The organism is Geofilum rubicundum JCM 15548 (genome assembly GCF_000974365.1).
In the GTDB taxonomy this organism is placed as follows: Bacteria; Bacteroidota; Bacteroidia; order Bacteroidales; family Marinilabiliaceae; genus Geofilum; species Geofilum rubicundum.
The window spans coordinates 1-7,655 of record NZ_BAZW01000094.1 but is presented as its reverse complement, the minus strand read 5'-3'; the positions used below and the strand labels follow the sequence as shown (position 1 = coordinate 7,655).

8 protein-coding genes are annotated in these 7,655 nt (G+C 33.2%); 5 read left to right on the top strand and 3 right to left on the bottom strand.

The window, feature by feature from the left end; translation table 11 throughout:
- On the top strand, positions 1-203 hold a 203-nt coding region (locus JCM15548_RS19555; RefSeq protein WP_227626054.1), incomplete at its 5' end, for a putative peptidoglycan-binding domain-containing protein.
- Here JCM15548_RS19555 and JCM15548_RS19550 read toward each other — a convergent pair.
- Genes JCM15548_RS19550 through JCM15548_RS19540 form a run of 3 tightly spaced genes read right to left on the bottom strand, consistent with a single transcriptional unit; the run spans position 200 to position 4,204 of the window.
- A complete protein-coding gene (locus tag JCM15548_RS19550) occupies positions 200-2,719 on the bottom strand; it encodes a TonB-dependent receptor (RefSeq protein ID WP_062128794.1) in 2,520 nt (839 codons plus the stop codon). The two genes, JCM15548_RS19555 and JCM15548_RS19550, sit on opposite strands and share 4 nt — an antisense overlap.
- Complete coding sequence (locus tag JCM15548_RS19545) at positions 2,709-3,623, bottom strand: FecR family protein (RefSeq protein ID WP_062128792.1); 915 nt, start codon at positions 3,621-3,623, stop codon at positions 2,709-2,711. Before JCM15548_RS19545 ends, JCM15548_RS19550 begins: the two co-directional genes overlap by 11 nt.
- 56 nt (positions 3,624-3,679) lie before the next feature.
- Positions 3,680-4,204 carry an RNA polymerase sigma factor gene (locus tag JCM15548_RS19540; protein ID WP_062128790.1) on the bottom strand — a complete coding sequence of 175 codons (525 nt, stop codon included), beginning with the start codon at positions 4,202-4,204 and terminating at the stop codon, positions 3,680-3,682.
- 121 nt (positions 4,205-4,325) lie between these two features.
- On the opposite strand from JCM15548_RS19540, the gene JCM15548_RS19535 reads away from it, so the two are divergent.
- The 4 genes from JCM15548_RS19535 (at position 4,326) to JCM15548_RS19520 (ending at position 7,614) form a co-directional block, all read left to right on the top strand.
- On the top strand, positions 4,326-5,387 hold the full coding sequence (locus tag JCM15548_RS19535) for a hypothetical protein (protein ID WP_162198291.1): 1,062 nt from the start codon (positions 4,326-4,328) through the stop codon (positions 5,385-5,387).
- Between the two features lie 84 nt (positions 5,388-5,471).
- Positions 5,472-6,128 (top strand): hypothetical protein, encoded by a 657-nt coding sequence (locus JCM15548_RS19530; protein WP_157482993.1) that lies wholly within the window; start codon positions 5,472-5,474, stop codon positions 6,126-6,128.
- A 53-nt stretch (positions 6,129-6,181) separates the two neighbouring features.
- Positions 6,182-6,865: a hypothetical protein gene (locus tag JCM15548_RS19525; protein WP_062128784.1), complete on the top strand. Its 684-nt coding sequence runs from the start codon at positions 6,182-6,184 to the stop codon at positions 6,863-6,865.
- Positions 6,866-6,918: 53 nt separating this feature from the next.
- Positions 6,919-7,614, top strand: coding sequence for a hypothetical protein (locus JCM15548_RS19520; protein WP_062128782.1), 696 nt, complete (start codon positions 6,919-6,921; stop codon positions 7,612-7,614).
- Positions 7,615-7,655 lie beyond the last annotated feature (41 nt).

Below are 7,655 nucleotides of genomic sequence, written 5' to 3'. Positions count from 1 at the left end.
ACTTTGATTGTGACCTTAAATTGGATGGTATTATTGGGAGGAATACGGTTAAGGCTATTAATTCATGTCCTCCGGAAGTTTTATTTAATGCCATTAAATCTGCCCGTATTCATTACTACAATACCATTGCTCAGAGAGGTCAGAATCATAAGTTTTTGAAGGGGTGGTTGAAACGGATAGGGAAGATTGAGTTTGAAAGCTAAAACTTGAATCTCAAATTCACATTAGGAGCTATATGCAAGGCATGTTGGGTAACTTGTTCAATTTCATTCTTATCATTTCTTTGATAAAGAATATTAATATCATTCTCCTTGTTAAGAACATTCCAAACGGATACTCCTAATTCACCCTTTACTTTTTTAATATTGAATTTATATTTTGCTGAAATATCCAATCTAACAAAATCAGCCAATCGCGAGCTGTTTGGTTCTTCATAAATTATTTCTGTTTCTGACTGAACATTATCCTGTGCTGGTTTTGTATATGGTTTTCCTGTCCTGTAATTAAATCCGCTCGATAGTTCTAAATTCTTTATGCTATAACTGCCACCTATCGAAATGGTATGTCTAATATCAAGATTATTCGGAAATACAGATGGAGTAAATTCTTTGAAATAATAATCGTTTTTAGCAAGAACGTAGTTGAACCAGATATTCGTCTTTTTTAATCGTTTATCCACTAACATCTCCATTCCTTTGGCGCTGTAATTGCCAATTGCATATACATACTGAAATTGATTTTGAAATCCCTGGCTGGGGGTTATTATTCCACTTACTTTTTTCTTGTATACTTCAACAGATATAAGCAATTTTTTACGATTGTATTGCATACCAAATGAGAATTGCTGACTATTTATAACAGGCACACTCTTATTATTTGATATTACCCACCTTCTTTTTTCAATTCCCAGGAAATCTGACTGAAAATCTATTAATTGTGTCGTGTATTGACTTTTCTTTTCTGCCAAGACTTCACAAGAAATAAAATCTGTTAATTTCACATTTAATACTGCCCGTGGCTCTAGAAATAGCTCATCAAACTTCTGTAAATAGTTAGCCCTTATTCCCAAGCGAAGATATGCCCTACCGAATATTCTATTTACTTCAACCTCAGAAAACAGGGAGTGAATATCCAGAACGCCTTTTACATCCCTGTTATAATCAGGTTTGTTTATATTATCTTGATTTCTAATTCCAATTTCATCAAACTGATACCCGGTAAGTAAATTAATTTTAGGTGTAAACTGATACTTTGATGTTAGCTTGAGTCCCCAATCTATTATATCATTCTTCTGAAAATGATGTTGTTCATTGATAAGCTCAACATTCATTGCCTCTAAACTATATTGCGAAACATTTGCTGTAAATTGAGTTATGTGCTTATCGCTCCACACCCGTGAATAATTGAAGTTTGACAATAGGCTCGATTGGTTCAAGTAACTATTCCTACTAAAAAGTGTATCATTTACTAATGCATTTTCCTCATATTCAATCGAATTCTTTATATGCAAAATGCTAAAACGGATTTTATCCTTTTCTGAAACATCATATAAAAGTTTTAAGTTTAAGTCGTAAAATGAAAAATCATGGTAATCATTAACAATAGAATCATTTGTGTGTAGATGCTGTAATACCTCAGTATGCTCAAAGGCCCTTTCATAATAACTTTTATAGGTTGGAGTAATAACAATATTATTTATAGAATGTCTTGCCCCAAGCATTAGCGATATTTTTTCTGTTATAGGAAGTTTTACTATTGCATCGGCACTAATCATATTTAAACCTACTGATGCTTCAAAATCATTTACCAGGTAATCTTGTTGGTTCATGTCAATTATACCCGAAACACCCTCCCCGTATTCGGCACTTGTGCCGTTCTTTATAACTTTTGATTTATGAATTAAATACGAGTTGAAAGCAGATATTAAACCAAAAAAATGCCCGGTTTGGTACATTTTTGTTCCTTCCCATAAAACCAGATTTTGATCGTTTGTTCCACCCCTTGTATTAATATCAGAAACTGATTCATTAACACTTTGAATTCCCGGTAACACCTGTATAGAATGCAATACATCAGGTTCCGATAAACCAGGTAAAATTTCAAGGTTTCTCATGTTCATCTGTATTGCTCCATCGGGCAGTTTATCAATTCCTTTGGCAATATAATCAACAACAACTTCGTCAATTACTAACACATCAGGAACAAGCTCTAAAACCAATTTTTCATCCTGCCAACTTTTGTTATTAATCACAAGTTGCTTATAACCAACATATCTAATAGTAAGAGCCGAATCTAATTCAGGGCTTAATTTAATAGTGAATTGCCCATTATTATCACTTACGGCATACTTATCACCTGAAATTAATACAGCTCCTGCTAATAATTCTTTGGTTTCTTTATCAACGATTTTTCCCGAAAAGGTTACTTCAGGAGTACTTTTCTGAATGGCAATATATCGGGAATCCAATCTTTTAAATTCCAAACCCGTTTGTTTTTGAAGCTCTATAAGATATTCTTCAAGGCTAAGGTTGTTGCTTGGTATCGAAACAGTAATATCGTGTATGTTCTCATCGGCATAAGTAAAAGCCACATCAAAACGATTCTCTAGAATATGAAGAAAGCTTTCAAGTGGCTTTGTTTCCGTATTCTGAGCAATGCATTCATAGCTTACACTTGTAAGAAGAACAGATAGAAGTAATAAGAATATATTATTCTTCAAGACCTATTACGATTTTGTTTTCATTAATCTCGTAATATAAATTTAGTGGAATTGTGATAGATTCTAAGGCAATTGAGAGGTTATTATGCGAGAAACTGCCTGAAAACAGTTGGTTTATATCCGTATTACCTGTTTCAACCTTAATCTGGTATTGTCTTTCAAGTTCTTTAATCACAAAACTAAAAGGAACACTTTTAAAATTGCTTTCACCTTGTAACCATGAAGGAGTGGCTTTGTCAGAAATCGTATATTGCTGTTCTGTACCTTCAATTACTCTATAAACCGATTTTGGTTTTAATACAACTTCACTTTGTTCAGTTTTTACTCTTACCAATCCTGAGTAACAGGTTACTTCGTAATAGTTCTCCCTAGCTTTTACATCAAATTCAGTCCCTAAAACTGTTACCATGCCTTGTTCGGTAATAACATTAAACTGCGAACCTTTTTTAACTTTGAAAAAAGCTTCACCGTTCAGTTCTACATTTCTTTCCTTACTCCATTTTTTCTCTGAGAATTTGATTTTAGAGCCTGAATTAATGGCTACAAATGATGAATCGGGTAAATAAACCTCAGATTGTTCGGCAATCCACCCCTGGTTTTCTGATGTAGAATTAATTTGATTAAACGAAAAATAACCAATTGTAAGGGCAACAATAAATATGGCAGCAATCTTTAATACCGGTTTCATTCGCTCAAATAAAGAAATTGTTCTTTTGGAATGAAGTACATTATCTGATAATTTGCTATATTCATTTAAAACATCATAACCAGGGGCTTTAAAAGTATTAACAGCCTTCATCAGTTTATCGATTTTAGCAAACTCCTCAGTACTTTCAAAATCACTTGTTTCCGATTCAGAAAGTTCCCCGGCTAACCATTTCTTTATTTTATCTTCGTTATTCATTTTTTTGCTTCTTGTTAATAAAACAGATGAGTACTAAAAATTCCTACCCTATTTGCTTAAATTTTATCAATTTCTACTTTTTCCCGTAATATTTTCAAAGCTGTATAAATTCTTTTTTCGACAGCCTTACGAGAAATACCCAACATTTCAGCAATCTCCTGGTGCTTTTTCCCCTCAATACGATTCAATAGAAATGTTACTCTTTGTTCTTCTGTTAGTTCTTCAATGGCTTGTTTAAGACGGTTATGATATTCCTTTTCCTCTAATAAATATTCAGGTGTTTCATTTGTATAATCCTTCGGTTTCTGTAAACTATAATTTAATACAGTCTTTTTTCTTGACAAAGAATTAAGCATTTCGTTATTCGCCACAGTAAATAAAAACGACTTGGCTTTCTCCGGAACAACATCTTTACAATTATTCCATAGTTTCTCGAAAGCAGCTTGAACTATGTCTTGAGGATTGTTATTTTCTCCATACTTATAGTACAGAAAATTAAACAAATCAGTAGAAAGAGTTGTGAATATCCGGCTAAAGACCTCCTCTTTGCAAATATTTTTATTTTTTAGGTGATCACTCATTATTAATGCGTTACAAACTTTTTTGTTAATTTAATTTTATGAATATATGAAAAAAAACAGAAAGTAAGGTAGGAGAATCAGAACACTATCTGTTTTATTATCGAAAGTTCAAATTGAGAAAATGAATTTTAGTAACATAGAATATAGAATGAAGCATTTTTTTAAAATATTGGTTTTTGCACTTGCTCTTACAGGCTGTCAGAAAGAATACGAAAAAGTAGTTGAACCTGACAAAAGCCAGGCAATTAGTGCCGAGGATAATATTGCAGAGCTGATAAAGAAAGTAGCACTTAAAGATGGTTCATTTGATAATATAATCGACCGATGTAGTGCGATTAGCATTGAGTACCCATATTCAATTTTAATTAACGATGAGTTTTACCAAATAAATTCCTTAGATGATATTGAAATACTATATATAGATTATTTCCATTATCGGGATGATATTGAGATACAATATCCGATAACAATAACATATAGTGATTATTCCGAATCAGTTTTAGATAACTCAGATGACCTGGAAGAAATTCAGGAACAATACAATACTAATTTAATTGATGACGACATAGAGTGTATTGACTTTAATTATCCGGTTGAAATTACCCTTTATAATACAGCATATCAAAAAGCAGACTACATCGTTGCGGAAAATGATTTCATGATGTACAATACTTTTCGTGACCTGTCTGACCAAATTATCGAAGTTGAATATCCAATTGAGTTAACACTTTATGACGGAAATCAAGTAACAATTACCGACAATGTAGAGCTTGAAAATCAAATAAATGAATATAAAGATAGCTGTGAGGAAAATGATGAAGTTGATTTTGAGGATGAAGATTATCCAGTATCAGACCTTCTTACCTCTGGAATATGGAAAGTATCACATTATTCCGATACAACTGATGAGACACACCAATTAAGTCTATTTACAATTGAGTTTAAGTCCGATTTCTCTGTGCAGGTAACCGATAATTCTGTAACAATTGATGGAACATGGGAATTTGATTTATACGACAATTTAAAAATTCTTGAAATTGAAGTGGATAACTACGAAACTCCCCTGGTATGGTTAAATGACGGTTGGGAAATTTTATCCGCAAATAATGAAGAAATACTAATGCAGGCCGAAAGCGATACAGATGGGTTTATCAAAAAGCTAAACCTGCAAAAAACAAAATAATATTCTAACAATTAGATAGCGAGAAAGAAAGTAAATAATAATTAAAGATTTACGATTATGAAGATGAGATTTAAAACATTAGTAATGGCTGCAATAGTTTTAGCAGGTTTTTCATTTACCAGTTGTGAAAAAGATGATGATAATAATCCAAACGGAAATATTACATTAAAAGTGAATACAACAAGTACTTCCTCTGTGAACTTAAAAAGCTCAGTGGCTGCAAACGATTTAGTTTTCAATTCTGGAACTATAACCATTCGCGAGGTAGTTTTTGATGGAGAAGTTGGAGTAAATTCAGTAAGCAGAACTATATCGCAAATTGCTGATATTAATTACGCAACAGGAACGGTTTCGCCAGGAGTAGTAATCGAAGTTCCTGCCGGGGATTATACTGGTGTAAACTTAGGAATAGAACTTCAAGACGATGGTTCTGACCCATCTGTTGTAATTGAAGGTACTTATACTAATTCTTCAGAAGAAATTACTCCAATCCGCTTTGAATTTAATTCGGGCGAAGTATTTGAAGCTAATGCCGCAAGTGTTACTATCGAAGCTGGCTCAGACCTTGTTGGGAAAATTACTTTTGATGCTATCAGTTGGTTTAGTACGGTTACACCAGATGAATTGGATAATGCGACTTTAACTGAAGGTACAATTATTGTCAGCGAAACTAAGAACTCAGATATTTTCGATAAGGTTGCAGATAGGCTTGATGTAGATACTCAGGCGGTATTTGAATAAAGTATGCGTTTATAGCTGATAATAAAAAATATATATTTATTAAAATAAGAGATATGAAAAAGATGACATTTAAAACAATAGTAATGGCTACAATAGTTGTAGCAGGTTTCTCATTCACAAGTTGTGAAAAAGACGATGATAATCCCAATGGTAAAATAACCTTAAAGGTTAATACCACAAGTTCGTCATCAGTAAATTTAAAAAGCACAGCAGCTGCAAACGACTTAGTATTCAATTCAGGTACAATAACCATTCGTGAAGTAGTTTTCGATGGTGAAGTGGGAACAACTTCTGTAAGCAGAACCAAAGAACAGATTGCTGATATTGACTATGCAACAGGAGCAGTTTCTCCGGAAATCGTAATCGAAGTTCCTGCTGGAAATTATACTGGTGTAAACTTAGGAATTGAACTACAAGATGATGGTTCTGACCCATCTGTTGTAATTGAAGGTACTTTTACTAATTCATCAGAAGAGATTATTCCAATCCGCTTTGAGTTTAATTCAGGCGAAGTATTTGAAGCTAATGCCGCCAGTGTTACTATCGCAGACGGAGCTGACCTTGTGGGTAAAATAACTTTTGATGCGATTAGTTGGTTTAGCACTGTAACACCAGGTGAATTGGATAATGCAACTTTAACTGAAGGTACAATTATTGTTAGTTCAACAAAAAATCCTGATATTTTTGATAAGGTTGCGGACAAACTGGATGTTGATACGCAGGCTATTTTTGAATAAAGTATGCATTTATTGATAAAAATAAGAATTATAAATTTATTAAAACAAGGGATATGAAAAAGATAAAATTTAAAATATTAGTGTTGGCAGCTATTTTAGTGGCAAGTGTGACCTTTACAAGTTGTGAAAAAGATGAATCAGAAACTGCAACCGAGCCTCAAATAGGCTTAAAGTTTAAAACTGTAACTTCATCAGTTTCGTTAAAATCAACGCAAGCCAGAGAGCTATCATTTACATCAGGGTTTATTACTTTACGGGAAGTACAGTTTGAAGTAGAAACCGATAACGACTCTATTGAAATAGAGTTTGAGCTTGAAATTAATACAAAGATAGATTTCGCAACAGGCGAAACAAATCCGGATATAAGCTTCGCTCAAATTCCTGCTGGAACATACAATGAGATGGAAGTAGAAATTGAATTGCAAGATGAAGGTGACACGCCTGCAATGGTTTTAAACGGAACTTATGTTGATGCAGATGGGGTAAGTCATGATGTACGTTTTGAATATAACTCAGGGGAAACATTTGAAGTTGAGAAAGAAGGTACAATAGTATTTGCTACGAATGAAAGTGCGCTTACTCAAATCACTTTCGACCCAACTGTTTGGTTTGCAAAGGTTGAAAACGAACAACTTTCTAATGCAACAAAAGATAATGATGGTATAATTGTTATAAGCGAAACACAAAATGCCAACATCTTTGATGTAGTTGCGGATGGACTAGACTTGGTTACAGAAATTGAGATGTAAAAATAGATATTAACAATATTTGGAGAAGAGGAAGTTTAATC

Bases quoted from the DNA above. Each gene is read 5' to 3' on its own strand.
- JCM15548_RS19530 (WP_157482993.1), top strand. From the start codon at position 5,472: ATGGCTGCAATAGTTTTAGCAGGTTTTTCATTTACCAGTTGTGAAAAA.
- JCM15548_RS19520 (WP_062128782.1), top strand. From the start codon at position 6,919: ATGAAAAAGATAAAATTTAAAATATTAGTGTTGGCAGCTATTTTAGTG.
- JCM15548_RS19535 (WP_162198291.1), top strand. From the start codon at position 4,326: ATGAATTTTAGTAACATAGAATATAGAATGAAGCATTTTTTTAAAATA.
- JCM15548_RS19545 (WP_062128792.1), bottom strand. From the start codon at position 3,623: ATGAATAACGAAGATAAAATAAAGAAATGGTTAGCCGGGGAACTTTCT.
- JCM15548_RS19540 (WP_062128790.1), bottom strand. From the start codon at position 4,204: ATGAGTGATCACCTAAAAAATAAAAATATTTGCAAAGAGGAGGTCTTT.
- JCM15548_RS19525 (WP_062128784.1), top strand. From the start codon at position 6,182: ATGAAAAAGATGACATTTAAAACAATAGTAATGGCTACAATAGTTGTA.